The 21,929-nt window shown below is 70.6% G+C and carries 26 protein-coding genes; 9 read left to right on the forward strand and 17 right to left on the reverse strand.

Annotated features, from left to right (window positions below; genetic code table 11):
* The first annotated feature begins 209 nt into the window (after positions 1-209).
* Positions 210-1,511: an OFA family MFS transporter gene (locus tag ABGB14_RS31545; RefSeq protein WP_347647476.1), complete on the forward strand. Its 1,302-nt coding sequence runs from the start codon at positions 210-212 to the stop codon at positions 1,509-1,511.
* Complete coding sequence (locus tag ABGB14_RS31550) at positions 1,508-1,657, forward strand: hypothetical protein (RefSeq protein ID WP_347647477.1); 150 nt, start codon at positions 1,508-1,510, stop codon at positions 1,655-1,657. The genes ABGB14_RS31545 and ABGB14_RS31550 overlap by 4 nt, the downstream gene beginning before the upstream one ends.
* A 29-nt stretch (positions 1,658-1,686) precedes the next feature.
* On the opposite strand, the gene ABGB14_RS31555 is transcribed toward ABGB14_RS31550, so the two are convergent.
* Genes ABGB14_RS31555 through ABGB14_RS31565 form a run of 3 tightly spaced genes read right to left on the reverse strand, consistent with a single transcriptional unit; the run spans position 1,687 to position 3,780 of the window.
* Positions 1,687-2,964, reverse strand: coding sequence for a cytochrome P450 (locus ABGB14_RS31555; protein ID WP_347647478.1), 1,278 nt, complete (start codon positions 2,962-2,964; stop codon positions 1,687-1,689).
* 1 nt (position 2,965) lies between these two features.
* Complete coding sequence (locus ABGB14_RS31560; protein WP_347647479.1) at positions 2,966-3,166, reverse strand: ferredoxin; 201 nt, start codon at positions 3,164-3,166, stop codon at positions 2,966-2,968.
* Positions 3,163-3,780, reverse strand: a complete 618-nt coding sequence (locus tag ABGB14_RS31565) for a TetR/AcrR family transcriptional regulator (protein WP_347647480.1) — start codon at positions 3,778-3,780, stop codon at positions 3,163-3,165. Before ABGB14_RS31565 ends, ABGB14_RS31560 begins: the two co-directional genes overlap by 4 nt.
* 297 nt (positions 3,781-4,077) lie before the next feature.
* Between ABGB14_RS31565 and ABGB14_RS31570 the strand changes: the two genes are divergently transcribed.
* The gene (locus tag ABGB14_RS31570; RefSeq protein ID WP_347647481.1) at positions 4,078-4,593 is read left to right on the forward strand and encodes a GNAT family N-acetyltransferase; all 516 of its coding nucleotides are present in this window, start codon (positions 4,078-4,080) and stop codon (positions 4,591-4,593) included.
* A gap of 263 nt (positions 4,594-4,856) precedes the next feature.
* Here the strand turns inward: ABGB14_RS31570 and ABGB14_RS31575 are convergent, their stop codons facing one another.
* Positions 4,857-5,189, reverse strand: a complete 333-nt coding sequence (locus ABGB14_RS31575; RefSeq protein WP_347647482.1) for a hypothetical protein — start codon at positions 5,187-5,189, stop codon at positions 4,857-4,859.
* Between the two features lie 730 nt (positions 5,190-5,919).
* Here ABGB14_RS31575 and ABGB14_RS31580 point away from each other — a divergent pair.
* Both ABGB14_RS31580 and ABGB14_RS31585 read left to right on the forward strand, forming a co-directional pair.
* A complete protein-coding gene (locus ABGB14_RS31580; RefSeq protein ID WP_347647483.1) occupies positions 5,920-6,549 on the forward strand; it encodes a hypothetical protein in 630 nt (209 codons plus the stop codon).
* 110 nt (positions 6,550-6,659) lie between these two features.
* On the forward strand, positions 6,660-7,421 hold the full coding sequence (locus ABGB14_RS31585) for a class I SAM-dependent methyltransferase (protein ID WP_347647484.1): 762 nt from the start codon (positions 6,660-6,662) through the stop codon (positions 7,419-7,421).
* 92 nt (positions 7,422-7,513) lie between these two features.
* Here ABGB14_RS31585 and ABGB14_RS31590 read toward each other — a convergent pair whose 3' ends face one another.
* The 5 genes from ABGB14_RS31590 to ABGB14_RS31610 all read right to left on the reverse strand — a co-directional run bounded on the left by ABGB14_RS31590 (position 7,514) and on the right by ABGB14_RS31610 (position 10,498).
* A complete protein-coding gene (locus ABGB14_RS31590; RefSeq protein WP_347647485.1) occupies positions 7,514-7,987 on the reverse strand; it encodes an SRPBCC domain-containing protein in 474 nt (157 codons plus the stop codon).
* A complete protein-coding gene (locus ABGB14_RS31595; RefSeq protein WP_347647486.1) occupies positions 7,984-8,322 on the reverse strand; it encodes a helix-turn-helix transcriptional regulator in 339 nt (112 codons plus the stop codon). The genes ABGB14_RS31590 and ABGB14_RS31595 overlap by 4 nt, the downstream gene beginning before the upstream one ends.
* A 106-nt stretch (positions 8,323-8,428) precedes the next feature.
* On the reverse strand, positions 8,429-9,169 hold the full coding sequence (locus ABGB14_RS31600) for an ABC transporter permease (protein WP_347647487.1): 741 nt from the start codon (positions 9,167-9,169) through the stop codon (positions 8,429-8,431).
* Positions 9,162-10,043 (reverse strand): ABC transporter ATP-binding protein, encoded by an 882-nt coding sequence (locus ABGB14_RS31605; protein WP_347647488.1) that lies wholly within the window; start codon positions 10,041-10,043, stop codon positions 9,162-9,164. Before ABGB14_RS31605 ends, ABGB14_RS31600 begins: the two co-directional genes overlap by 8 nt.
* Before the next feature lie 38 nt (positions 10,044-10,081).
* Positions 10,082-10,498, reverse strand: a complete 417-nt coding sequence (locus ABGB14_RS31610) for a DUF6069 family protein (RefSeq protein ID WP_347647489.1) — start codon at positions 10,496-10,498, stop codon at positions 10,082-10,084.
* Between the two features lie 68 nt (positions 10,499-10,566).
* Here ABGB14_RS31610 and ABGB14_RS31615 point away from each other — a divergent pair, with 68 nt between their 5' ends.
* Positions 10,567-10,752 carry an LD-carboxypeptidase gene (locus ABGB14_RS31615; RefSeq protein ID WP_347647490.1) on the forward strand — a complete coding sequence of 62 codons (186 nt, stop codon included), beginning with the start codon at positions 10,567-10,569 and terminating at the stop codon, positions 10,750-10,752.
* Positions 10,753-10,848: 96 nt separating this feature from the next.
* On the opposite strand, the gene ABGB14_RS31620 is transcribed toward ABGB14_RS31615, so the two are convergent.
* The 7 genes from ABGB14_RS31620 to ABGB14_RS31650 form a co-directional block, all read right to left on the reverse strand.
* The gene (locus tag ABGB14_RS31620) at positions 10,849-12,279 is read right to left on the reverse strand and encodes an amidase (RefSeq protein ID WP_347647491.1); all 1,431 of its coding nucleotides are present in this window, start codon (positions 12,277-12,279) and stop codon (positions 10,849-10,851) included.
* 57 nt (positions 12,280-12,336) lie between these two features.
* Complete coding sequence (locus ABGB14_RS31625; RefSeq protein ID WP_347647492.1) at positions 12,337-13,140, reverse strand: amino acid ABC transporter permease; 804 nt, start codon at positions 13,138-13,140, stop codon at positions 12,337-12,339.
* Positions 13,137-13,805: an amino acid ABC transporter permease gene (locus ABGB14_RS31630; protein ID WP_347647493.1), complete on the reverse strand. Its 669-nt coding sequence runs from the start codon at positions 13,803-13,805 to the stop codon at positions 13,137-13,139. The genes ABGB14_RS31625 and ABGB14_RS31630 overlap by 4 nt, the downstream gene beginning before the upstream one ends.
* A gap of 4 nt (positions 13,806-13,809) precedes the next feature.
* Entirely contained in the window at positions 13,810-14,637 is an 828-nt protein-coding gene (locus tag ABGB14_RS31635; protein WP_347647494.1) for a glutamate ABC transporter substrate-binding protein, read from the reverse strand.
* An 8-nt stretch (positions 14,638-14,645) separates the two neighbouring features.
* On the reverse strand, positions 14,646-15,389 hold the full coding sequence (locus ABGB14_RS31640) for an amino acid ABC transporter ATP-binding protein (RefSeq protein WP_347647495.1): 744 nt from the start codon (positions 15,387-15,389) through the stop codon (positions 14,646-14,648).
* Between the two features lie 81 nt (positions 15,390-15,470).
* The gene (locus tag ABGB14_RS31645; RefSeq protein WP_347647496.1) at positions 15,471-16,298 is read right to left on the reverse strand and encodes a glutamate ABC transporter substrate-binding protein; all 828 of its coding nucleotides are present in this window, start codon (positions 16,296-16,298) and stop codon (positions 15,471-15,473) included.
* Complete coding sequence (locus ABGB14_RS31650; RefSeq protein ID WP_132606428.1) at positions 16,295-16,981, reverse strand: response regulator; 687 nt, start codon at positions 16,979-16,981, stop codon at positions 16,295-16,297. Before ABGB14_RS31650 ends, ABGB14_RS31645 begins: the two co-directional genes overlap by 4 nt.
* Before the next feature lie 158 nt (positions 16,982-17,139).
* Between ABGB14_RS31650 and ABGB14_RS31655 the strand changes: the two genes are divergently transcribed.
* From ABGB14_RS31655 to ABGB14_RS31665, 3 genes are all read left to right on the forward strand, one after another.
* Positions 17,140-19,968, forward strand: a complete 2,829-nt coding sequence (locus ABGB14_RS31655; RefSeq protein WP_347647497.1) for a response regulator — start codon at positions 17,140-17,142, stop codon at positions 19,966-19,968.
* A gap of 97 nt (positions 19,969-20,065) precedes the next feature.
* Positions 20,066-20,833 (forward strand): hypothetical protein, encoded by a 768-nt coding sequence (locus ABGB14_RS31660; RefSeq protein WP_347647498.1) that lies wholly within the window; start codon positions 20,066-20,068, stop codon positions 20,831-20,833.
* Positions 20,833-21,711: a hypothetical protein gene (locus tag ABGB14_RS31665; protein ID WP_347647499.1), complete on the forward strand. Its 879-nt coding sequence runs from the start codon at positions 20,833-20,835 to the stop codon at positions 21,709-21,711. The genes ABGB14_RS31660 and ABGB14_RS31665 overlap by 1 nt, the downstream gene beginning before the upstream one ends.
* 121 nt (positions 21,712-21,832) lie before the next feature.
* On the opposite strand, the gene ABGB14_RS31670 is transcribed toward ABGB14_RS31665, so the two are convergent.
* The coding region (locus tag ABGB14_RS31670; protein ID WP_347647505.1) for a zinc ribbon domain-containing protein at positions 21,833-21,929 on the reverse strand (97 nt) is incomplete at its 5' end.

A 21,929-nucleotide genomic window follows, 5' to 3' on the forward strand; every position in this document is an offset into this window, starting at 1 on the left:
ACAGTTCGACCGCCGCCCGTGCCGAGGGCTTCGTACACCGTTCGCCGACCAGATTTGACCGCTCGCCGTAAACCCGCTCCGGATGCGAAATACGGCATACCGTATGTGTTACCCGTATCTTCGTGGCAATCAGTACGAGGTTCGCGAGTCCCACAGGTTTCCTGAGTCGTTCCCGTACCGTGGCGGCGCCCACATGGAGCCGGTGGCTGGTGCCGCCCGCCGCCCTCTCCGTGCATCTGGCGATCGGGCAGGCGTACGCGTGGAGCGTGTTCAAACCGCCCCTCGAATCCTCCCTCGGCCTGTCGGGCACCCAGAGCGCCCTGCCGTTCCAGCTGGGCATCGTCATGCTCGGCCTGTCGGCGGCCTTCGGCGGCACGCTGGTCGAGCGCAACGGGCCACGCTGGGCGATGTTCGTCTCGATGGCCTGCTTCTCCTCCGGGTTCCTGCTGTCCGCGCTGGGCGTGGCCACGGGACAGTACTGGCTGGTGGTCCTCGGCTACGGTTTCGTGGGCGGGATCGGGCTGGGGATCGGCTACATCTCGCCGGTCTCCACGCTGATCAAGTGGTTCCCCGACCGGCCGGGCATGGCCACCGGCATCGCGATCATGGGGTTCGGCGGGGGAGCGCTCATCGCCTCGCCGTGGTCGGCGCAGATGCTCGGCACGTTCGGCACCGGCACGGGCGGGATCGCCACGACGTTCGTCGTGCACGGCGTCGTCTACGCCGTCTTCATGTCCATGGGCGTGCTGCTGGTGCGCGTTCCCGCCGACGGGTGGGCGCCGAAGGGGTGGCAACCGCGCGAGGCGGCCACGCGCCGGCTGGTCACCACCGCCGACGTCTCGGCGCGCAACGCCGTCCGCACCCCGCAGTTCTACCTGCTGTGGCTGGTGTTGTGCCTGAACGTCACCGCAGGGATCGGCATCCTGGAGAAGGCCGCGCCGATGATCGCCGACTTCTTCTCCGGCACCTCCACGCCCGTCGCGGCGGGAGCGGCGGCGGGCTTCGTCGCGCTGCTGTCGCTGGCGAACATGGCGGGGCGCTTCGGCTGGTCGTCCACCTCCGACCTGATCGGGCGCAAGAACATGTACCGCGTCTACCTGGGCGTGGGCGCGGTGCTCTATCTCGCGATCGCGCTGGCGGGCGACGCCTCCAAGCCGCTGTTCATCATCTGCGCGCTGGGCATCCTGTCCTTCTACGGCGGCGGCTTCGCGACGGTCCCCGCGTACCTGAAGGACCTGTTCGGCACGTACGAGGTCGGGGCGATCCACGGCAGGCTGCTCACCGCCTGGTCCACCGCGGGCGTGCTCGGCCCGCTGATCATCAACGCGATCGCCGACGGGCAGGAGGCCGCGGGGCGGTCGGGACCCGCGCTCTACACCACGTCCCTCTACATCATGATCGGCCTGCTCGCGGTCGGCTTCGTCGCCAACGAGCTGATCCGGCCGGTGCACGAGAGGTACCACGAGCGGCCACGGCAGGAGAACGTGACGGAGAAGGGGCAGGCGGTATGACGGACACGACGGCCACGGCGGGCGCCGCGGACACGGCGAACCGGCGGACGGGACTGATGGTGCTGGCATGGGCGTGGGTGGGGGTGCCGTTCACGTACGGCGTCTACCAGCTGTTCCTCAAGCTCACCCAGCTCTTCTCCGGCTGAGCGGTCCCGGGACGCGCAGGCGTCCGGCGTCACACCCGCCCGACGCGCAGAGGCAGCGTCCGCGGCCCGCGGACCTGCCCCGTCGCCCAGGTCACCGCCGCCGGGTCGGCCAGGGTGAACTCCGGGATCCGCTCCAGCCACACCTCCAGGGCGACCCGCAACTCCATGCGCGCCAGGTGGGAGCCCACGCAGCGGTGGATGCCCAGGCCGAACGCGACATGCCGGTTGACCTCGCGGTCGATGACGACCTCGTCCGCCCGCTCGACGTGCGCCGGGTCACGGTTGGCCGCGGGGAACGACAGCAGCACCCAGTCGTCGGCCTTCATGTCGACGCCGCGCCAGTGCATGTCCTGCTTGACCAGCCGCGCCATCGTGACCGGCGCGTACGCCCGCAGGAACTCCTCCATCGCGGTCGGCAGCAACTCCGGCTCGGCCACCAGGCGCTCCCGGTCGGCCGGCGTCTTCGCCAGATGCCACAGGGACGCGCCGATAGCGCTCCACGTCGTGTCGATGCCGGCGATGAGCAGCAGGGCCATCGTGCCGGACACGTGCGCCGGCTGCAGCTTCTGGCCGTACAGCTCCGCCTCGATGAGGTAGGTGGTCAGGTCGTCGCGCGGGTTGTCGAGGTGGTCGCGGATCTGCTCCAGCAGGTAGTCGAACAGCTCCCCCATGTGCGCCATGCGCTCCTCGGGCGGCAGGTTGACGCCTTCGAGCGAATGCTCGATGAACGCGCGGAAGCGGGGCCCGTCCTCCGGAGGGAAGCCCAGCATGTCGGCGATGACGCGTACCGGGATGTGCTGCGCGTACTCGCGGGCCGCGTCGACGTCCCGCCGGCCCTCTAAGGCGTCGATGAGCGAGTGGCAGTAGGCCCGCGTGGCCGCCTCCCGCCTGGCGACGGCGCTCTTGGTGAACGCGGGCAGCAGCAGCCTGCGCGCGTCGCGGTGGAACGGCGGGTCGGAGGAGATCGGGGGCACGCCGCCGACCGGCGCCAGGTCGAGCGGCGGCCGGTAGTTGCTCATGACGATCGCGCGCGAGGAGAAGTGCTCGGTGTCGTAGGCGATCGCGGCGACGTCCTCGTACCGCGTCGGCAGCCAGCCGCCGCCGAACCGCCCGGTGTGCGCGATCGGGCAGCCCTGCCGCAGCTCGTCCTGGATGGGGTACGGGTCGGCGGCCCACTCGGGCTCCAGATGGGAGAAGTCGGTCGTCCAGTCGGAGACGGGACCGGTGACGATCTCGCTGCGGGTGCCGACGAACTCGTCGTCCTGCCCGTCCCGGTAGTCCTGCGTGAAGCGCTCGTCAACGGCCATGTCAGGTCTCCTCGTGCGCGTCGATCGCCCTTTCGGGACAGTTGGCCACCGCCAGGCGCGCCGCCTCCTCCTCGCCCGGCGGAACGATGCCGTGGCCGAGAACCTGCCCGTAACCCTCGTCGTCCTCGCCGAACAGGCTCGGAGCCAGGTCGTAGCAGCGCCCGTGCCCCTGGCACCGTTCGGGGTTGATCTGTACTTTCACGGGGTCGACTCCTTCTTCTCTGTGATGCCCGCGGGGCCGAGGACCGTCACGACACGGGCGAGCAGCTCGGCCCACTCCTCGTCGGCGACCGCGTGCAGGTCCGGCGTGACCAGCACGCTGCCCATCGCCAGCAGGAGGCAGAAGTGCGCCAGCGCGTCGGGCGACAGCGCGGGATCGAGCTCGCCGTCGTCCTGGGCCCCGCGGACCAGCCCGGAGATCTGCCCGGCGCGTTCGCCGATGTAGTCGCGCATCGGCAGGGCGACGTCCTGGTCACGGGGGGCCGCGACGAGCGCCTCGACGATGAGCCGGCCACGGACGTCGGGCCTGCGGGGGAGCCGGCGGCCGATGACGAGGAGCAGCTCCGTGACCGGCCGGTTCGGGTCGGCGGCCAGCAGGTCGGCGAGCATGCTGCGGCCGTGCGCGCGCAGGGCCGCCACGAGCAGGTCCGCCTTCGAACCGAAGTGCGCGTAGAGCGCGCCGTTGCTCACCCCGGCCGCGGCCGCGATGTCGGCGACGCGGGTGCCGTCGTATCCGCGCTCGGCGAAGGCGTCGGCGGCCGCGCGCAGCAGCCGCTCCCGTGTCTCCGCGGCGGTGACACCGGCGATGCGCCCCATATGCGAATTAAAAAGTCGTTCATTTCATTCGTCAAGGGCACCCGCCACCGGCGTGGCTGTCTGGCGTCGCTCAACCTGACAGTTCGGCGCGGTACTTGATAGTTGACCTGATAGTGAGAACTTAACGTGATAGTTGATCTTCCCCGGCGTCTCGCACTGGTGGCTGAGCCGCAGCCACCAAAGCGATGAAGCAAATGTCGCTCCCAGACAGGTCTCCACCGTTCGGAGCCACCGGTGAGAACCTTGCCCTGCCACATGACATCCGTTCATGAGCTAAGCGATCTTGACGAAAGGAACATGGTGAGCCAGCACTCCCTCCCAGGTCCAACTCAGAGACTCAGCTTCCGCGAGATGACTGGGGAAGACCTTGATGACATGGCGGCTCTTCTGGGCGACCCCGAGGTCATGCGGTACTACCCGCGGCCGAAGACACGTGAAGAAGCCTCGGGATGGATCGAAGGGAATCAGCGTCTCTACCGCAAGTACGGCCATGGATTGTGGCTGATCACACTCCGGGACATCGGCGAGTTCGTCGGCAACTGCGGCCTGACGCCGCAGGACGTCGAGGGGACCGTTCACATCGAGATCGGCTATCTGGTCCGAGCCGAGCTCCAAGGCAACGGCTACGCCACCGAGGCTGCGGCTGCCTGCCGTGACTACGCCCGGGACGTCCTTCACCTCGACAAGCTCATTGCGATCATCAATCCGGACAACGTGCCCTCTCAACGGGTGGCGGAGAAGCTCGGGCTCAGTCTGGAACGGCATGCGACCTATAACGAACGCCAGCAAAGGATCTACGTGGGGAATCTCTAGATCACAGCAACGGCGTCACGCAGCAGAGCGATCGCCACCCGCCCAACGGCGATCGTAGGGGCGACGAATATGCCAGGGGATCCAAGACGGATGCGGCGTCGCCACGGTCAGGAAACGTGATCTTCGGCTGGGTACTGTCAACTTCGATGACGCGAAGCCTGGTATTTCGACACCCGTCGAAATGGCAGTGTCGAGGTCAACCGCGGGCCCCACGGTCATGTTCGGTGGCTTTAGACAGCTGTTGTCTGGCGCGCTTGCAGATGTCAGAACGGCACGGGAGATGTCAGAGAACTGAACGGATGCCCGCCGTGGTCGATGGTCGAGGCGTTGGGGCTCGATCTACGGACGTCAGGTGACGTCCGTACACTGGCGTACGGCATCGTCGCGACGCCGGAGATGCGCAGGGCGATCGAGGCGGCTACAGGCGTGAGCTCCGAGGTCGCCGCGACACCGTCGCGTCCCTGCTCGGTCTGCCTCACTACACCCCGCCGCGCTACACCCTGGGCGAGGACTTCCTCACCATCTTCGACGGCGAGTACGTCTTCGAGAACCTGTCGCGACGCCACCGGCCTGCGCGCCCGCGCCATGATGCGCATGGCACTGTCCGGTCAAGGCGGCCAGTTCATCACCTACAGCTGGACCGGCACCACCGCCACCCGGCCCTGGCCCTGGCGCGCTGACACCGCGGCTATTTGCCCCCGCTGCCCGGTAGGACCCGACCCGATCTGGCGCATCTCCTGGCACCTGCTGCTCTGCGTGGTCTGCCCCCAGCATCGCGTCTGTCTGACCGGCTGGTACCCGACCTGCCACACCCGGATCAGCGTCGGCGACACCCCCTACCGGCGCGAATGCAACGGACCGTTCGGCCCTCAAGGGCGCATCGTCGGCGCCCGCAACTGCCGCCGGCAACGCCCAACTCCCCAGCCAGCCGGTCGGAAGCGAGAGATCGCCGTGCATCCAGCAGGACCTCCTGGCCCGGCTACGCCGCCCCCGCGATGTCCCCATCGAACCCACCAAGGCGTTCTGGGACCTCTATGAGCTGCTGTTCCGCCTGGCGATCTATTTCGGCACCCCGGAGATGCTCCCCACCGGCATCGACGTCCACCTTGGGTGGACCTTCCACGACTGGCTGGCGAAGGATGACGCCCTTGGGAATCTGGCCCCTACCCGATGGGATAGCCGGGTGCTCCGAGCAGGCACTGCTGACCGGCGAGGGCTGGCGATCCCGCATGATCTCTCCCCCCGCCTTGATGCCAAGATCGAGCTGCGCTTTCCCCGGTGAAAGCGCGCCTACTTGTCAGTCGACCTCAGAAAGGTGACTCGATCGTGCTCGATGAGATCGTTACGCGCTACGCCGACATGCTGGAGGACCTCGGGTTGGACACCATCGCCTACACGGTGACGATGCCCCGCTCCGGCGTCCTCACCATCGAGGACGCGGTGAGGCGCATGGGACTCGATCCGGCCGCGTTGCAGGGTCCTGGGCAGCCGCACAGCTTGGGCAGTCTTTCCCTTCACCAAGTCGGCGCAGGCATCGTCACCCTGGACTGGATCAATCCGACAGAGGCGCGGCAGGAGGTGACTGACCGGCTGGCCGGCGAGGGCTTCCGGCACTGGCGCGTGACCTTGGACATGGCGTGCAACACCTCGATGTTTGTGCGTTACGGGCCTGACGAGGGCTGGGTTGAACATCCCGAACCGGCCAACCTGCCTTTCGCCCATTGGACTGGGTTTCTCGGCCCTCTGATCGGTTACGCCGACTTCTTCGCAAGCGGCTACGACAGCGAGGAGGCCGAGGCCGCAGTGGACATGCTCGTGGCCTGCTTAACCGTGGTCGAGCTGGAAAGCGGCGTCCGGCTGGATCATGGGTTGCTGGACGCTCCATCCGCAGCACTGTCGCTGCCTGACCAGGCTTCGCCGAGCCCGTCCGGCATCGAGCCATTTGACGAAATGTGAAGCCAGACGGCGGCGGTCCGAACGGCGCGACAGTTGGCCCTGCGTGTCCGCCTTGGTCAGGATCTGTCGTATGTCTGTGCCGCCGAGATCGCTGGGCCACAATGGCCCGCATGCCTACCATGCCCGAGGATCACGTCGAGACCGCACAGCCCTCCCCGATCAACGACTACGACAGGATGGCTGAGGGGTACGCGGCCGAGAACGAGACGAGCCTCCTGAACGCGTACTACGAGCGGCCCGCGATGCTGGAGCTTGCCGGGGACGTCACCGGAAGGCGCATCCTCGATGCCGGTTGCGGCGCGGGTCCCCTGTTCGCCGAGCTGCGCGATCGAGGCGCCATCGTGACCGGCGTCGACGCGAGTGCCGGGATGCTGGAGCAGGCCCGGCAGCGGCTGGGCGCCGACGCGGATCTGCAGGTCGCCGACCTGGCCGGCCCGCTGCCCTTTCCCGATGGCGCGTTCGACGACGTCATCGCGTCGCTGGTGCTGCACTACCTGGAAGACTGGGGACCGACACTGGCCGAGCTGAGACGCGTGCTGAAGCCTGGTGGCAGGCTCCTCGTCTCGGTCGACCATCCTTTCTCCGTCGCTCTCTTCCAGCACATGGCCGGGGAAAGGCCCAGGTACTTCGAGACCCGCAGCCGGACCGAAGAATGGGTCATGGGTGGGCAGACCGTCCGGATGAGGTTCTGGGACCGGCCGCTGCACGCGATGACCGAAGCCTTCACCGCGGCGGGCTTTCGCATCAGCGTCGTCAGCGAACCGCCCTTCGTGCCGGAAGCCCGCGAGCTGTTCCCCGATGAGCTCCGTGAGATCGAGCCCACCCGCACGAGGTTCCTGTGCTTCTTGTTCTTCGTTCTCGAAGCCGGCTAGGCGCCCCGTAACGGTCGATCGTCGTGACTGCGCGTTTCGGCGGACGATTCCCGCAACTGCAGCGCTCGTTCATCGGTGGCCGGGCCGGCTCGTCACGGTGTCATGCTCTCGGCGAAGGCGGCCAGCTGGCGCGTGACCGAGCCCCAGCCGTCGGCGAAGCCGAGTTTCTCGTGGTGGGCGCGGGATTCCGGGTCGCCGTGCCGGACGACGATCCGGTAGTCGGTGCCGTCGGGGTGGTCGCTCAGCGTGATCGTGGCGGTCATGGCGACGGGGGCGGGGACGGCGGGGCGCCAGGCGCTGGTGACGGCGTTGGTGAACACGATCCGTTCGGGCTCGTCCACGGCGAGGAAGCAGGCGTCCAGGTGGGGGACGAACTCCGGCCCGCCGTCGCTCATCCGCGTCACGAACGCTCCTCCGGGCCGCGGGTCCAGGCGCTCCACCTGGCAGCGGGAGGGCGCGGGGAGCCACCACTGCTCCAGCTTGGACGGGTCGGTCCAGGCGCTCCACACGATGGCGCGCGGGGCGCGGATGATCCGCTCCAGGCCGAGGTCGAGGTCGGGGTTCATGGCGTGTCCTCCTGCTGGTCGGTGACGAACTGTTCGAGGCGGTCTGTGCGTTCCCGCCAGATCCGGCGCTGCTCGCCGAGCCAGTCGTCGACGAGGGCGAGGCGCTCGCGGTTGAGCACGCAGGTGCGTACCCGGCCGGTCTTGGTCGTGCGGATGAGCCCGTTCGATTCGAGGGTCCGTACGTGCTTCATGAACGACGGGAGGGTGATGGGGAAGTCGCGGGCGAGGTCGCCGACGCTCGTGGGCCCGTGCCCGAGGCGCTGGACGACGGCGCGCCGGGTCGGGTCGGCGAGGGCGAGTAACACCCCGTCCAGCTGTGCCGAATGCTGTGCCATGCGGCTAAGTATTGCGTGCCGTCATGGTTAGCGCAAGGGCTAAGTGTTCGCGCCGCCCGATGGAGCGGACCCCGGCCGGCCTCCTTCGCCGTTCCCGGCCGGCCGGTCAGGTGAAGCGCCTGCCCTCGTCGCGGCGGTAGGCCCAGGCGGCGGCGGCCACCATGGCGCCGGTCCAGACGGCCAGCATGACCAGCGGCACCACGCCCGGCCGGGCGCCGGCGATCGCCCACCAGATCAGCTCGGCCGCGCCCCTGGTGGGCACGTACGGCGAGACGGCCTGCACGAACCCCGGCAGGACCTGCGGCGGCAGCAGCAGCCCGCCGAGGATGGCCATGGGGAAGAACAGCAGCTGCGACACCGCCATGGCGGCCTTCGAGGCCAGCAGGAAGCCGACGCACAACCCCATCAGCATGAACGGCACCACGCCTGCGACCAGCGCGCCGATCCCCAGCAGCAGCCCGGCCGGCGTGATCGTGGCCTGCGTGAACAGCGCCGCCACCACCAGCACGGGGATCACCGAGAGCAGCATGACGACCAGCATCGACAGGATCCGCCCGGCGAAGCGCGGGAACGGGCCCGCGGGAAGCGTGCGCAGGTACGGGTTCCACGGCAGGTCGCGATCCTGCGCGACCGCGCTGCTGAGCCCCATGAGCGCGGCCGACATGGCGCCGAAGAACATCAGCGAGCCCGTCGCCGTCGTCGCCGCCACGGGGTCCTGGCCCGCGAACGGCACCACGAACGCCACCATCGAGACGGCCGGGAAGAACGCGCTGGCCAGGATGGCGATCGGCACCCGGATCTGCTCGATCACGAGGTAGCGGGTGTGGGCGAGGACCAGGTCAGACATGTGCGGGCTCCTTCGAGGTGAGGGTGAGGAAGGCCTCCTCCAGCGTGGCCGGCCTGATCTCCAGGCCGGAGAACGGCACCCCGCTGCGTACCAGCTCCACGACGAGCCGGTCGGGGTCGTTGACGACCAGGTCGATCCGGTCGCCCGAGCGTTCGGCGCCGAGCACGCCCGGCAGGTGCGGCAGGTGCTCGGCGACGAGGGAGACGCGCCGGGTGCCCACCATGCCGCGTACGGCCCGCACGCTGTCGTCGGCCAGGACGCGGCCGTTGCCGACCACCAGGACCCGTTCGGCCAGGGCCTCGATCTCCTCCAGGTAGTGGCTGGTGAGCAGGACGGTGCCGCCCTCCTCGTGGAAGGACCTGATGCCCTCCCACAGCGCCCGCCTCGCCTCGACGTCCAGGCCGGTCGTCGGCTCGTCGAGGAACACCAGCCGCGGCCTGCCCGCGAACGCCAGCGCCACCGCCAGCCGCCGCCGCTGCCCGCCCGACAGGCCGCCGACCTGCCGCCTGACCAGGTCGCCGAGGCCGAACCTGTCGAGCAGTTCGCCTGTCCCGACGCTGTCGGGGAAGTGCGCGGAGACGAAGCCGGCGATCTCGCCGACGCGCAGCGACTCGGGCAGGCCCGTCTCCTGGGGGGTCATGCCGATGCCGCGCCGCATGGCCGGGTCCAGCGGCGAGCCGCCGAACAGCTCCACCGTGCCGGAGGTGGGCCGGCGCAGCCCCACGAAGAGGTTGATGAGGGTGGACTTGCCGGCGCCGTTCGGGCCGAGCAGGCCGACCACTTCCCCCGCTCTGATGTCGAGCGAGACGTGGTCGAGTGCGAGCACGTCGCCGTAGCGGCGGGTGGCGTCGATCGCCCTGGCGAGGACTGTCATGTCGGGTCTCCTGTGTCGTGGGGCCGGCAGGGGTGCGGTCATCGTCGTGGCAGGCCGGGAACGAGCACGGCGCCGACGATCAGGTGCAGCAGCACCAGCACCAGCGTCGAGGCGGCGCCGACGGCGCTGCCGAGCGGGCCGAGCAGGGACAGGGCGAGCACGGCCAGGGCGACGATCGTCCAGAGCCGGCCGGCCCGGGAGACGAACCGCTCGAGAACGGCCAGCAGCGCCCAGCCGGCCAGCCCGGCCACCAGGCTCGCCACCACGACCGCCGCCGGTCCGACCTGCTCGGCGCCGCCGCCCATCCGCGCGGTCAGCGCGATTCCGGCCACCGGGACCGCCAGGACCCAGCCGGCCAGGGCGGCAGCGGACGCGCCGAGCACGGTGAGGATCCTTCTGACGGGGGTGTTCATGGAGGGGGCGGGGTGCACGGGGGCGTTCGGGGAGGTGTTCATGTCGGTCAGCCTCTCCCGCCGGCCCGGTCCGCCACATCGGGCGCGCGGTCGCGCCGTGCCCTTCCCCGGTGGGGAGCGGCTCCGACTTTGGTAGGGGATGGGCAAAGACCGGGGAACACGTCCTGGATCAGCGCGGTTACCTGGCCGGCCATGACGCGGACCGGCTCGCCGACCTCAACGCCGGCTTCCCCGACCCCGAGATCCGAGCGGCCATCACCACGCGGGGCGGGGCCGGGGGCCTACCGCATCCTTGACGACCTCGACACCGGCAGCGGCACCCTCACGGTGCGCCCGCCCGCGCGCTGACGTCCGACGTCGGGCACAAGGACGGGTCCCCCGGGGGTGCGCGATCAGGAGCGCGTGAGGCGGGCGGCCACCTCGAACAGCAACCTCTCCCGTCCGGGGCGGCAGACGAGCTGGACCCCGACCGGCAGGCCGTCCACCAGTCCGGTCATCGGGCCGGTCATCTGGTCGGCCGGTACGGTCAGCGCGGGCAGGCCGAGCACGTTCCACGGGCTCGTGTACGCCAGCAGGGCGGCCCTGACGGTGACCTTCTCGCCGTCGAGCACGATCTCGCGCCGGTCGATCGGGGGCGCGGTGATCGGCACGGCCGGCAACGCGAGCACGTCGTGGCGGCCGAACAGCTCCCCGACCGTCCGGGCCAGGCGCTCGCGGGCGGCCATGGCGCGTACGTACCGCCAGCCGGGCGTCTCGGCGGCGGCCCGCAGGCGGTCGAGCACTTCGGCGTCGAACAGCTCGGGCGCCTCGGCGAGGCGCCCGGCGTGCACGGCGGCCGCCTCGCACCCCTGGATCGTCGTGTACGTCTCCCACAGCTCGCCGCCGACGCCGGCGGCGAGCCGGACCTCCTCCTCAGCCCCCGACGCCGCCCGCGCCGCGCGCACGACGCGCGCGTCACCGGGGAACAGCCCGGCCGGATCGAGCCACGCCACCCGCACCCGGCCGGCGTCCGGCCCCACGTCCAGCCCTGTGTCCAGCCCTGTGTCCAGCCCTGTGTCCAGCCCGGAGTCCGGTCCCGTGCCAGTTTCGGCCTCATGTCCGGTCAGAGCGCGGTAGGCCAGCAGGCAGTCGCGGGCGTCGGCGGCGAGGACGCCGACGTGGTCGAACGTGCGCGACAGGGGGAAGACGCCGTCCGAGGGGATGGCGTCGTACGCGGGCTTGAACCCGGCGATCCCGCACAGCGCGGACGGGATGCGGACGGAGCCGCCCGTGTCGGTGCCGAGCGCGAGCGGGACCATGCCCGCCGCCACCGCGGCCGCGCTGCCGCCGCTGGAGCCGCCCGACATGCGCGCGGGATCCCAGGGGTTGCGGGAGGGCCCGGTGGCCGAGCGGTCGCCCGTGGGGCCGTAGGCGAACTCGTGGGTCGTGGTCATGCCGATGATGACGGCGCCGGCCTGGCGGAGCCGCGTCACGCAGGCCGCGTCCTGGTCGGGGACATGTCCGGAGAAGTGCCGCGACCCCATGGTCGCGGGCAGGCCCGCGACCATGATGAGGTCTTTCACGCCGACCGGGATGCCGTGCAGCGGGCCCCGATCGGCGCCCTCGGCCAGCTCGCCGTCGGCCCGCCGGGCGGCTTCCAGCGCCCCGGCGGCGTCGACGGTGACGAACGCGTTGAGCGCCTGGTCGAGGCCGGCCACGGCGTCGAGCGCCTGGCGGGCCAGCTCGGTCGCGGTGGTGCGTCCCTCGCGCAGGTCCTGACCGAGCGCGGCCACGGTGCGCCCGGCGAACGGTCCGGTCCTGATGGGCTCTGGGGGTGTCGGCATGCATCCCTTTGTACGGCATCCCGCCCGCCTCCCGCCGGGGCACCCCCCGCGCCCGGGCTAGGACCGGCGGGTGGCGCTCAGGCGGTGGGCGAGGCGGTCGAGGCTGAGGTTGATGAGGATGAAGATGGCCGCGATGAGGATCGCCGCCGGGATGACGTTGGAGAAGTTGGCCGCGATCCCGTTCAGGCCCCGGTCCACCAGCTCGTCATAGCCGACGATCAGCCCGAGCGCCGAGTCCTTCAGCAGCACCACGAACTGGCTGACCAGGGCCGGCATCATGGCCCGCAGCGCCTGCGGCAGCAGGACGAGCCGCATCACCTGCCCCTTGCGCATGCCCGTCGCGTACGCCGCCTCCCGCTGGCCGCGCGGCAGGCTCTGCACCCCGGCCCGGATGATCTCCGCGATCACCGACCCGTTGTAGAGGGTGAGGCCGAAGACGACGGCGCTGAAGGCGGAGATGTTCGTGCCCAGCAGCGCGAACGACCCGAAGAAGGCGAAGAAGATGAGCAGGAGCAGCGGGACGGACCTGAAGAACTCCACCACGGCGGCCGCGGGCACCCGGATCCACCGGTGGTCGGACATCCGGGCGGTGGCGAACACGATCCCGAACAGCCCGGCCAGCACCACTCCGGTCACGGCCGCGGCCAGCGTCCCGGCCAGGCCGGGCAGGATGAACGTGGCCCAGACGTCGCCGCGCAGCAGCGGGGCCCACTTGTCGGCGGCCCACTGGTCCTTCTCGTCGAAGCGCACGAAGACGAAGTACGCCACCGCCAGCAGCACGATCGCCACGCCCGCGGCCAGCGTCCGGTTGCGCCGGATCCCGCGCGGCCCGGGGGGCTCGTAGAGGTTCGCGTACGTCATCGCGCCACCGCCATCCGCCGCGACAACCAGCCGAACGCCAGGCCCATGGGCAGGCAGAGCAGCACGAATCCGGCGGCGAAGCCGAAGAAGATCTCGATCACCTGGTCCCCGTACGTCTCGATCATCTCGCGCATCCGCACGGACGCCTCGCTCACGCCCACCACCAGCGCGATCGTGGTGTTCTTGGTCAGCGCGATCATGATGCTGCCCAGCGGCGCCACGACGGAGCGGAACGCCTGCGGCAGCGTGATGAGCCCGAGCGTCTTGACGAAGCCGAGCCCCAGCGACCTGGCGGCCTCGGCCTGGCCGACCGGCACCGTGTTGAGCCCGGAGCGCAGGGCCTCGCAGACGAACGCCGAGGTGTAGGCGGTCAGCCCGATGACGGCGAGCCAGAAGTTGTTGGTCGCGATGTCGTCGGACAGCTCCACGCCGAGGTTCGCGCCGACGCCGAGCCCGGTGAAGAGCAGCACCAGGGTGAGCGGCGTGTTGCGGGCCACGGACACGTAGACGCTCGCGGCGCCGCGCAGGGAGGCGAGCGGCGCCACCCGCATGGCCGTCAGCAGCACCCCCAGCACGAGGGAGCCGAGCGCGCTGACGGCCGTCAGCCGTACCGTCATCCAGAACGCGGCGAAGACGGTGTCGCCCTCGATCAGCAGCGCGTCCATGGGATCAGTACCGCTCCAGCTTCGGGGCCTCCGGCAGGGTGAAGCCCGAGGAGCCGACGCTGGCCTGCAGCGCCTTCGTCCAGCTCCCGTCGGAGAACATCTTCTCCAGCGCGTCGTTGACCGCCTTGCGCCCGGCCGTGTCGTCCTTCTTCAGCCCGATGCCGTACTTCTCGGTGCTGAACGGCTTGCCGACCACCTTGAGCTTGCCGCCGTGCTGGGCGGCGTAGCCGGCGAGGATCACGTCGTCGGTGGTGATGGCGTCGAGCTGGCCGCCGAGGACGCGGTCCACGCACGCCGAGTACGTCCGCTCCTCCTGCAGTTGCACCTCCTTGGCGTACTCCGACTTGACCTTCTGCGCCGGGGTGGAGCCGGCGACGGAGCACAACTTCTTGCCGTTGAGTGCCTCCGGCCCTGTCAGCGCCGCGTCGGCGGCCCGCACCAGCAGGTCCTGCCCGGCCACGAAGTACGGTCCGGCGAAGGACACCTTCTGCTTCCTGGCGTCGGTGATGGAGTACGTGGCCACCACCATGTCCACCTGGCCCTGCTCGATGAACGCCTCCCGGTTGGCGGAGACGGTCTCCTTCCAGGTGATGTCCTTCGCCTCGACCCCGAGCTGCTTGGCGACGTACGTGGCGACCTCGATGTCGAATCCGGAGAAGTCGCCGTTGGGGGTGCGCAGCCCGAGCCCGGGCTGGTCCGCCTTCACGCCGATGACCAGCTTCTTGGCGTTCTTGGCCTTGTCCACGACGGAGGCGTAGCTCTCCTGGCCGCCGCCGCAGGCGGTGGCCAGCGTGACGACGGCGAAAACGGCATAGAGGGATCTGCCGAACATGACACTCCTTAGTGCGTGAGGATCTTGGCGAGGAAGGACTGGGCGCGCTCGCTGCTCGGGGCGCCGAAGAAGCCGTCGGGGGTGTCCTGCTCGACGATCTCGCCGTCGGCCATGAACACCACGCGGTCGGCCGCGCGCCTGGCGAAGCCCATCTCGTGGGTGACGACGACCATGGTCATGCCGTCGCGCGCCAGCGCCGTCATCACCTCGAGCACCTCGTTGACCATCTCCGGGTCGAGCGCCGAGGTGGGCTCGTCGAAGAGGATCACCTTGGGGTCCATGGCCAGCGCCCTGGCGATGGCCACCCGCTGCTGCTGCCCGCCGGAGAGCTGGGCGGGGAACTTGGCCGCCTGGCCGCCGATGCCGACCCGGTCGAGCAGCTCCCGGGCCTTGCGCACGGCCTCGTCCTTGGGCCGCCCGAGCACGTGGACCTGCCCGAGGACGACGTTGTCCAGGACGGTCTTGTGCGCGAACAGGTTGAAGGACTGGAAGACCATGCCCACTTCGGCGCGGAGCCGGGCGAGCTGCCGCCCTTCGGCGGGCAGCGGGGTCCCGTCCACGCTGATCACGCCGGAGTCGATGGTCTCCAGCCGGTTGATCGCGCGGCACAGGGTCGATTTGCCCGCCCCGGACGGGCCGATGATCACTACGACCTCGCCCTGCTTGACGGTCAGGTTCACGTCCCTGAGCACATGGTGCTCGCCGTAGCGCTTGTTGACCTGGTCCAGGACGATCAGGTCCGCCTGGGTCATGCGTCACGCTCCTCGTGTCGGTCAGCGTTGGCGTAACCGTAGGAGGCGCGTGTTCCGCGCAGAGGCTTGTGAGCGTTCTGCTCAGCGATTAGCGGGTTTCGACGACTCCGAGGTGGCGCCGGAGACCCCGATGGTGGACATGAAGGCGCGGTCCCACTGCCCGTCACGCAGCCAGCGCGTGATCAGCCCGTTGAGGTAGTCGCGGAACACGGTGTCCTGCTTGCGGACCCCCATCCCGTACGGCTCGCGCCCGAACGGCTTGCCCACGAGCCGCAGCGTGTCGGGATGCTGGGCCATCAGCCCGTGCAGGATGGTGTCGTCGGTGCTGACCGCGTCGATGCGCCCGGAGATGAGCGCCGGCACGCACACGCTGTAGACGTCGACGATCTCGAGGTCGGCGCCGGGCAGGAGGGTGCGCAGCCGCTCGACGGACGTGGAGCCCTTGGCCGTGCAGACCCGCTTGCCGTCGAGGTCGGACACCTCGCGGATGGTGGAGTCGCCGGACCTGACCAGCATGTCCTGCCCGGCGTAGTAGTACGGGTCGGTGAAGGTGACCAGCTCGGCCCGGGCCGGCGTGATCGAGTACGTGGCGATGACGAGGTCCACGACCTCCTGCTTGAGGAAGTTCTCCCGCTCGCGTGACACGGTCTCGACGAAGCGGATGTTGCGCTCGCTGCCGGTGAGGTCCTTGGCCACCAGCCGGGCGATCTCCGCGTCGAAGCCGGTGATCCGGCCGCTGGCCGGGTCCTTGTAGCCGAACAGCGGCTGGTCGAACTTGATGCCCACGGTGAGGACGCCGCGATCCCTGATCCGCTTCATGGTGGAGCCGTCGGGGAACGGGCTCGCCTCGCCGCAACCTGCGGCCAGCAGGCATAACAGCACGGCGAGCAGCGCCCTGAGCGCGGTCACCGTACGCGGTACCGGTGCTGCGGGCGGCCGGTGGGGCCGTATCTCGGCCGCCCCTCCACCAGGCCGCGCTCGGCCAGGTGCTCCAGATAGCGGCGGGCGGTGGCCCGGCTGACGCCGATCAGCTCGCCGAGCTCGTGCGCGGAGGCGTCCTCGTCGACGCCGGCCAGCGCGTCGAGCACCGCCTGCTCGGTGGCGGCGGAGATGCTCTTGGGCCGGGCCCCCTGGTCGAGGTGGAGCGAGCGGAAGATCCGGTCGATCTCCTGCTGCTCGGCGAAGCGGCCACCAGACTCCAGCTGCGCGACCGTCGCCGCGTACCGCAGCAGCGTCTGCTCCAGCGTGCCCGCCCGGGTCGGCTTGACCAGGTAGTACAGGGCCCCGCGCTGGATGGCCGCGCGGACCGTGGCGGACTCCTTGCGGCCGGAGATCACGATGACGTCGGCGGGCGGCTGGTCGGGCCGGCGCAGCCGGTGCGCCACTTCGAGCCCCGGCAGGTCCGGCAGGTGCAGGTCGAGCAGGACCAGCCGGGGCGCGAACCGGGCGGCGGCGGCGAGCGCCGCGTGCCCGCTGTGGGCGATGCCCACCACCCTGAAGCCCAGGACCCGGTTCACCTGCGCGTGCAGTGCCGCGGTGACGACCGGATCGTCGTCCACGATGAGAACGGTGATGTCCCTGGGCTCAGGCATCGCCACGCTCCTCGTCCTGCTGTTAGGGGGTTCTAGCAGCTTAGGGGGCTTTTATCACAAAAGATCGACTTTTGCTCTTTCTGCTCATCACGATCCGCCGCTGACGCCCGTTTCCTCCTAATCTGTACGCGGACGACAGCGGGAAGGGACGGACGCCGGTGAGATGGCTGCTCGCGGTCACGGCCCTGTGGACGTTACTCGGCCTGCTGCCCCTGGCGCTGCTCACCTCCTCCAGCATCTCCCTGTCGGAGCAGGCGGTGCGGGACGAGGTCACCGACCGGGTCAGGACCACCGCCTCGGTGAGCCGGGTCGTGGTGGAGCAGCAGATGGACTCGCTCAAACAACTCGTCACCGCGTTCGCGCAACGCCCCCAGGTCCGCGAGGCCGTCGGGCGCGTCACCACCACGTCCATGCGCGGCTTCCTCGACCAGCTCGAACGGCAGCGCGACGGCGTCAGCGGCCTCATCCTGATCACGCCCGACGGCGACATGATGGGCGCCGAACCGCCGAGCGGCCTGCCCCAGGACATCGGCAACACCGACTGGTACCGCGCCGTGCGCGACCGGCGGCAGGCCCACGTCTCCCAGGCGTACACGCCCACGATGGTCGGCGTGTCCAGAGCCGTCGCCGTGGCCGCGCCCATCCCGAGCGCCGACGGCGAGCGCATGCTCGGCATCCTCACGGTCGTCTACAGCCTGGACGCCATCCAGGAGTTCGCCGAGCAGGCCGCGAACGCGCAGGGCATCAGGCTGCTGATCACCGACCAGGCCGGCGTGCTCGTCGCCGACCCCGGCAGGAAGCTGTACGCCCTCACCTCCCTGCGCGAGGACCCGCGGGTCGACGCGGCGCTCGCCGGGCGCACCTGGAACGGCACGTTCCGCGGCATCGACGGCACGGTGTTGTCGGCGTCCGAGCCGATCCCCGGCATCGGCTGGACGGTCACCGCCGAGGTGCCGGCCGCCGCCGCGCTGGCCTCCGCCGAACAGCTCAGGTCCAACGTGCTCGCCGTCGCGGCCCTGCTGGCGCTGCTCATCCTCATCGGTCTCGGCCTGCAGATCCGCAGCGAGCACGGCCGCCGCCGGGCGCAGGCCACGCTGGCCAGGTACGCGGCCGAACTGGCCGCCGCCAGGGACGACGCGGTCAACGCCTCCAGCGCGAAGTCCGAGTTCCTCGCCAAGATCAGCCACGAGATCCGCACCCCGATCAACGGCGTGCTCGGCATGAACTCCCTGCTCATGGGCACCCGGCTGGACGACGAGCAGCGCCACTACACCGCCACGGCCCAGGGCGCGGCCAGGAACGTGCTGCGCCTGCTCGACGACTTCCTCGACCTGTCCAGGATCGAGGCGGGCCACCTGCAGGTCGAGGCGGCGCCGTTCGACCTGCCGCGGCTCTGCGACGAGGTGGTCGCGCCCTTCGCGCCGCACGCCTACGAGCAGGGGCTCTGGCTCACGCTCCGGCTCGACGAGGGCGTGCCGCGGCAGGTGGCCGGCGACCCCGCGCGGCTGCGCCAGGTGCTCACGAACCTGGTCGGCAACGCGCTCAAGTTCACCGTCCAGGGCGGGGTCGACCTGCACGTCACGCTGGACGAGGGCAGTCCCGGCGACGAACGGGCGGTGCTGCGGTTCGCGGTCGCCGACACCGGGATCGGCGTCGGCCCTGACGACCGTGATCGGGTCTTCGGCGTCTTCCGCCAGGTCGACTCGCCGATCACCCGCAGGACCGGCGGCAGCGGCCTGGGCCTGGCCATCAGCAGGCAGCTCATCGAGCTCATGGGCGGGCGGATCGGGCTGGACAGCGTGGAGGGCGTGGGCAGCCGGTTCTGGGCGACCCTGCCGGTCGACGTCCTGACGTGGTCGGAGCCGAACCCGGAGGCGCTGGAGGGGCGGCGCGTGCTCGTCGCGGACCCGCGCCCCCAGGACCGCACCCTGGCAGGGAGGTCCCTGGCGGAGGCGGGGCTCGCCGTGGAGGAGACCAAGGACGAGGCGTCCGCGCTGACGCTGCTGCGGGCCGCCGCCGCGAGCGGGCGGCCGTACGAGCTGGCGGTCGTCGCCCTGGACCTCGGCGAGTCGGAGTCGCTCGCGCACGTGATCCTCACCGACCCGCTGCTCCAGGCCACCAGCGTCGTCGTGGTCGTGACGCCGGGCCGCTCGGGGTTCGCCTGGCCGGGCGCCTCGGGGGAGCGCGCCGTGCAGTCGATCACCCGGCCGCTCAGCCGCCGCCGGCTGCTCGCCGCCGTGGAGAACGCCCTGGGCACGGCCGATGCCCCCGGCGATCCCGGCGAGGGCACGCAGGCCGAGGGGAAGGACGGCGGCACGCGCATCCTGGTGGCCGAGGACGACGAGGTGAGCCGCCAGGTGGCGATGCTCATCCTGCAGCAGGCCGGGCACGAGGTCGAGACCGTGGACGACGGCGAGCAGGCGGTGCGGGCCGTGCTGGCCGGCGGCTACGACCTCGTGTTCATGGACTGCCAGCTGCCCGTGGTCGACGGGCTGGCCGCGACCGCGGAGATCCGCGGCAGGGAGGAGGGGCACACCCCGATCATCGCGATGACCGCGGCGGCCATGCCGGACGACCGGATCCGGTGCCTGGAGGCGGGCATGGACGACCACCTGGCCAAGCCGGTCGACTGGCCCAGGGTGCTGGCGAGGATCCCGGAGTGGGCGGCGTACTCGAGCCTGCCGCCGGAGCTGGCGGGCCTGTCACCGGAGGCGGTCGCCGACGTGGCGCAGGCGTACCTCGCCACCGCGACGCGGACGTTCGACGAGCTGCGGCGGGCGGGGGAGGCCGGCGACGCGGCGGAGACGGGCGCGCTCGCCCACCGGCTCAAGAGCGCCTGCGCGACCGTCGGCGCCGTCCGCGAGGCGGCGTTGTGCGAGCGCGTCGAGGACGCGGCCCGTACGGGGATTGTCGAGAGAGAGGCGATCGATGAGCTGGGCGAACTGCTCGTGGAACCTCCCTCATGGATGAACGCCCTTTTAACATGATTTAGCGCTATATTCCTGGAGATTGACCTGTGCGAGGTTCGTCGCCGTCACTGTCTCTCTGTCGTCGCGTGATCGCCTACTGGTGAAGGAGGGGTCGATGGCGGATCCGTCCAGTGAGCCCGACCCGGCAACCACCCCCGGCCCCACGGCCTCGCCCACCGCGTCCCCCACCCCGTCCCCCACCCGCCGCCCCAGCCCGTCGGAGACCCCCACCCCTTCGGAGACCCCCACCCCTTCGGAGACTCCGACGCCTTCGGAGACTCCGACGCCTTCGGAGACTCCGACGCCTTCGGAGACTCCGACGCCTTCGGAAACCCCGATCCCCTCGGAGACCCCCACCCCGTCGGGGACCCCGACGCCCTCGGACAGCCCGGCCCCCGAGCCTTCGCAGACCCCGAGCGGCACGCCGTCACCGTCGGAGAGCGCGACGAGCGACCCCGCCCCGCCGCCGGAGCCCGCGCCCGCGCCCGCCGGACAGGCTCCGTGCTCCCCGGCCGGGGGCCGCGGTGACCAGGTCCAGATCGACTGGTGGTCGATCCGCGACCTCGCCTGGCTCTTCGACAGGACCGGCGACCAGGTGGTGGCGTTACAGCGCGCGGCCACGGCGATGGCCGGCACGTCCGGCCTGGTGGGGGGTGACGACCAGGGCCGCACCTTCGCCGAGTGGTACGCCGACGGCTACGACTCCCTGACCGACGCCATGCGCCGCATCGCGGACAAGAGCTTCATCTCGGCGGCCGGCCTGCGCGACTTCGACGAGCTGTGGGACCACCTGGAACAGCAGATCATCCGGACGCTTCCGGAGATCCCCGACATCGCGCAGCCGCCGATCCCGCAGGCGCCACCGCCCAGGGAAGGCGCCTGATGCTCGACCCCTTCCAGGCGCTCGCCTGGTTCGCCGAGGTGCACGTGCCCGAGGCCGACACGTCCAACCTGAGGGCGCGCGCCGAGGCCCTGCGCGACCTGGCCGGCTCGATCGGCAAGGTCGCTGCCCGCACCGAGGCCGCCGTCGCCGAGGCCCGAACGAAGAACGACAGCAGGGCCGTGGACCGGTTCGCGGACGTGTGGCCGTACGAGCTCGCCCCCCGCTACGCGGCCCTGCAGGAGGAGCTGCACGAGCTGGCCGACGGCTGCGACGAGTACGCCGACGCGGTCGACAGGCACCGGGAACAACTCTGGATCATCGGCACCCAGCTGGCCGCCCTCGCCTTCACCATGATGTTCGGCTTCATCTACCCGGCGGCCAGGCTCGTGGCGCAGCGGGCGTTCAACATGCTGGTCGCCAGGGCCAAGCTGGAGCGCACCCTGTTCCAGAAGATCACCAAGATGATCCTGGAACTGCGGGTGGGCAAGCGCCGCGTCGGCACCTACGTGGTGGGCGAAGGGCTCGACGCGCTGGCCGACTCCGTCACGTGGGCCGTGCTCAAGACCGGCGTGCACGCCGCCAGCTCCGCCGCCACCGGCCAGCCCATGGGCAACCTCTTCGAGTACGCGGGCAAGCACTTCGCCGCCGAGTTCGCCTACAACGGCGGCATCAAGGCCCTGAGCGACGTGCGCAGGTTCTTCCCCGCCACGAAGGTCACGGAGACGCTGCTGGGCGCCGGCTCGGCAGGCCGGTTCTTCCGCCGCACCCTCTCGGCGTCCACCATCTATCCGCTCGTCATCAGCGGGGAGCTGAGCGCGGCGGGAGCCCTGCGCTCGGCGATGGCGCACGCGCCGAGAGCGTTCATCTTCAAACGTTGACTTCCTCCCCACGGCTGAAGCCGGGGGATTCCAACCGTCGCCGGTTGGTCTTCCTGCTTCACCGCCGGTTGCCCGCCCGAGAGGACTCTCGTTGAGGTCTTACACCGGCTCCACAGGCGTTTCAGCTCTCCGCCAGCCCGGCGGCGAGCACGTTCTTGGCCGCGTTCACGTCCCGGTCGTGGACCGCGCCGCAGGCGCACGTCCACTCCCGGACGGTC

This window comes from Nonomuraea sp. B10E15, from assembly GCF_039871615.1.
Taxonomy (GTDB): Bacteria; Actinomycetota; Actinomycetes; order Streptosporangiales; family Streptosporangiaceae; genus Nonomuraea.

Bases quoted from the DNA above. Each gene is read 5' to 3' on its own strand.
- ABGB14_RS31550 (WP_347647477.1), top strand. From the start codon at position 1,508: ATGACGGACACGACGGCCACGGCGGGCGCCGCGGACACGGCGAACCGG.
- ABGB14_RS31555 (WP_347647478.1), bottom strand. From the start codon at position 2,964: ATGGCCGTTGACGAGCGCTTCACGCAGGACTACCGGGACGGGCAGGAC.
- ABGB14_RS31565 (WP_347647480.1), bottom strand. From the start codon at position 3,780: ATGGGGCGCATCGCCGGTGTCACCGCCGCGGAGACACGGGAGCGGCTG.
- ABGB14_RS31570 (WP_347647481.1), top strand. From the start codon at position 4,078: ATGGTGAGCCAGCACTCCCTCCCAGGTCCAACTCAGAGACTCAGCTTC.
- ABGB14_RS31575 (WP_347647482.1), bottom strand. From the start codon at position 5,189: ATGCGCATCATGGCGCGGGCGCGCAGGCCGGTGGCGTCGCGACAGGTT.
- ABGB14_RS31585 (WP_347647484.1), top strand. From the start codon at position 6,660: ATGCCTACCATGCCCGAGGATCACGTCGAGACCGCACAGCCCTCCCCG.
- ABGB14_RS31590 (WP_347647485.1), bottom strand. From the start codon at position 7,987: ATGAACCCCGACCTCGACCTCGGCCTGGAGCGGATCATCCGCGCCCCG.
- ABGB14_RS31595 (WP_347647486.1), bottom strand. From the start codon at position 8,322: ATGGCACAGCATTCGGCACAGCTGGACGGGGTGTTACTCGCCCTCGCC.
- ABGB14_RS31600 (WP_347647487.1), bottom strand. From the start codon at position 9,169: ATGTCTGACCTGGTCCTCGCCCACACCCGCTACCTCGTGATCGAGCAG.
- ABGB14_RS31605 (WP_347647488.1), bottom strand. From the start codon at position 10,043: ATGACAGTCCTCGCCAGGGCGATCGACGCCACCCGCCGCTACGGCGAC.
- ABGB14_RS31610 (WP_347647489.1), bottom strand. From the start codon at position 10,498: ATGAACACCTCCCCGAACGCCCCCGTGCACCCCGCCCCCTCCATGAAC.
- ABGB14_RS31620 (WP_347647491.1), bottom strand. From the start codon at position 12,279: ATGCCGACACCCCCAGAGCCCATCAGGACCGGACCGTTCGCCGGGCGC.
- ABGB14_RS31625 (WP_347647492.1), bottom strand. From the start codon at position 13,140: ATGACGTACGCGAACCTCTACGAGCCCCCCGGGCCGCGCGGGATCCGG.
- ABGB14_RS31630 (WP_347647493.1), bottom strand. From the start codon at position 13,805: ATGGACGCGCTGCTGATCGAGGGCGACACCGTCTTCGCCGCGTTCTGG.
- ABGB14_RS31635 (WP_347647494.1), bottom strand. From the start codon at position 14,637: ATGTTCGGCAGATCCCTCTATGCCGTTTTCGCCGTCGTCACGCTGGCC.
- ABGB14_RS31640 (WP_347647495.1), bottom strand. From the start codon at position 15,389: ATGACCCAGGCGGACCTGATCGTCCTGGACCAGGTCAACAAGCGCTAC.
- ABGB14_RS31650 (WP_132606428.1), bottom strand. From the start codon at position 16,981: ATGCCTGAGCCCAGGGACATCACCGTTCTCATCGTGGACGACGATCCG.
- ABGB14_RS31660 (WP_347647498.1), top strand. From the start codon at position 20,066: ATGGCGGATCCGTCCAGTGAGCCCGACCCGGCAACCACCCCCGGCCCC.
- ABGB14_RS31665 (WP_347647499.1), top strand. From the start codon at position 20,833: ATGCTCGACCCCTTCCAGGCGCTCGCCTGGTTCGCCGAGGTGCACGTG.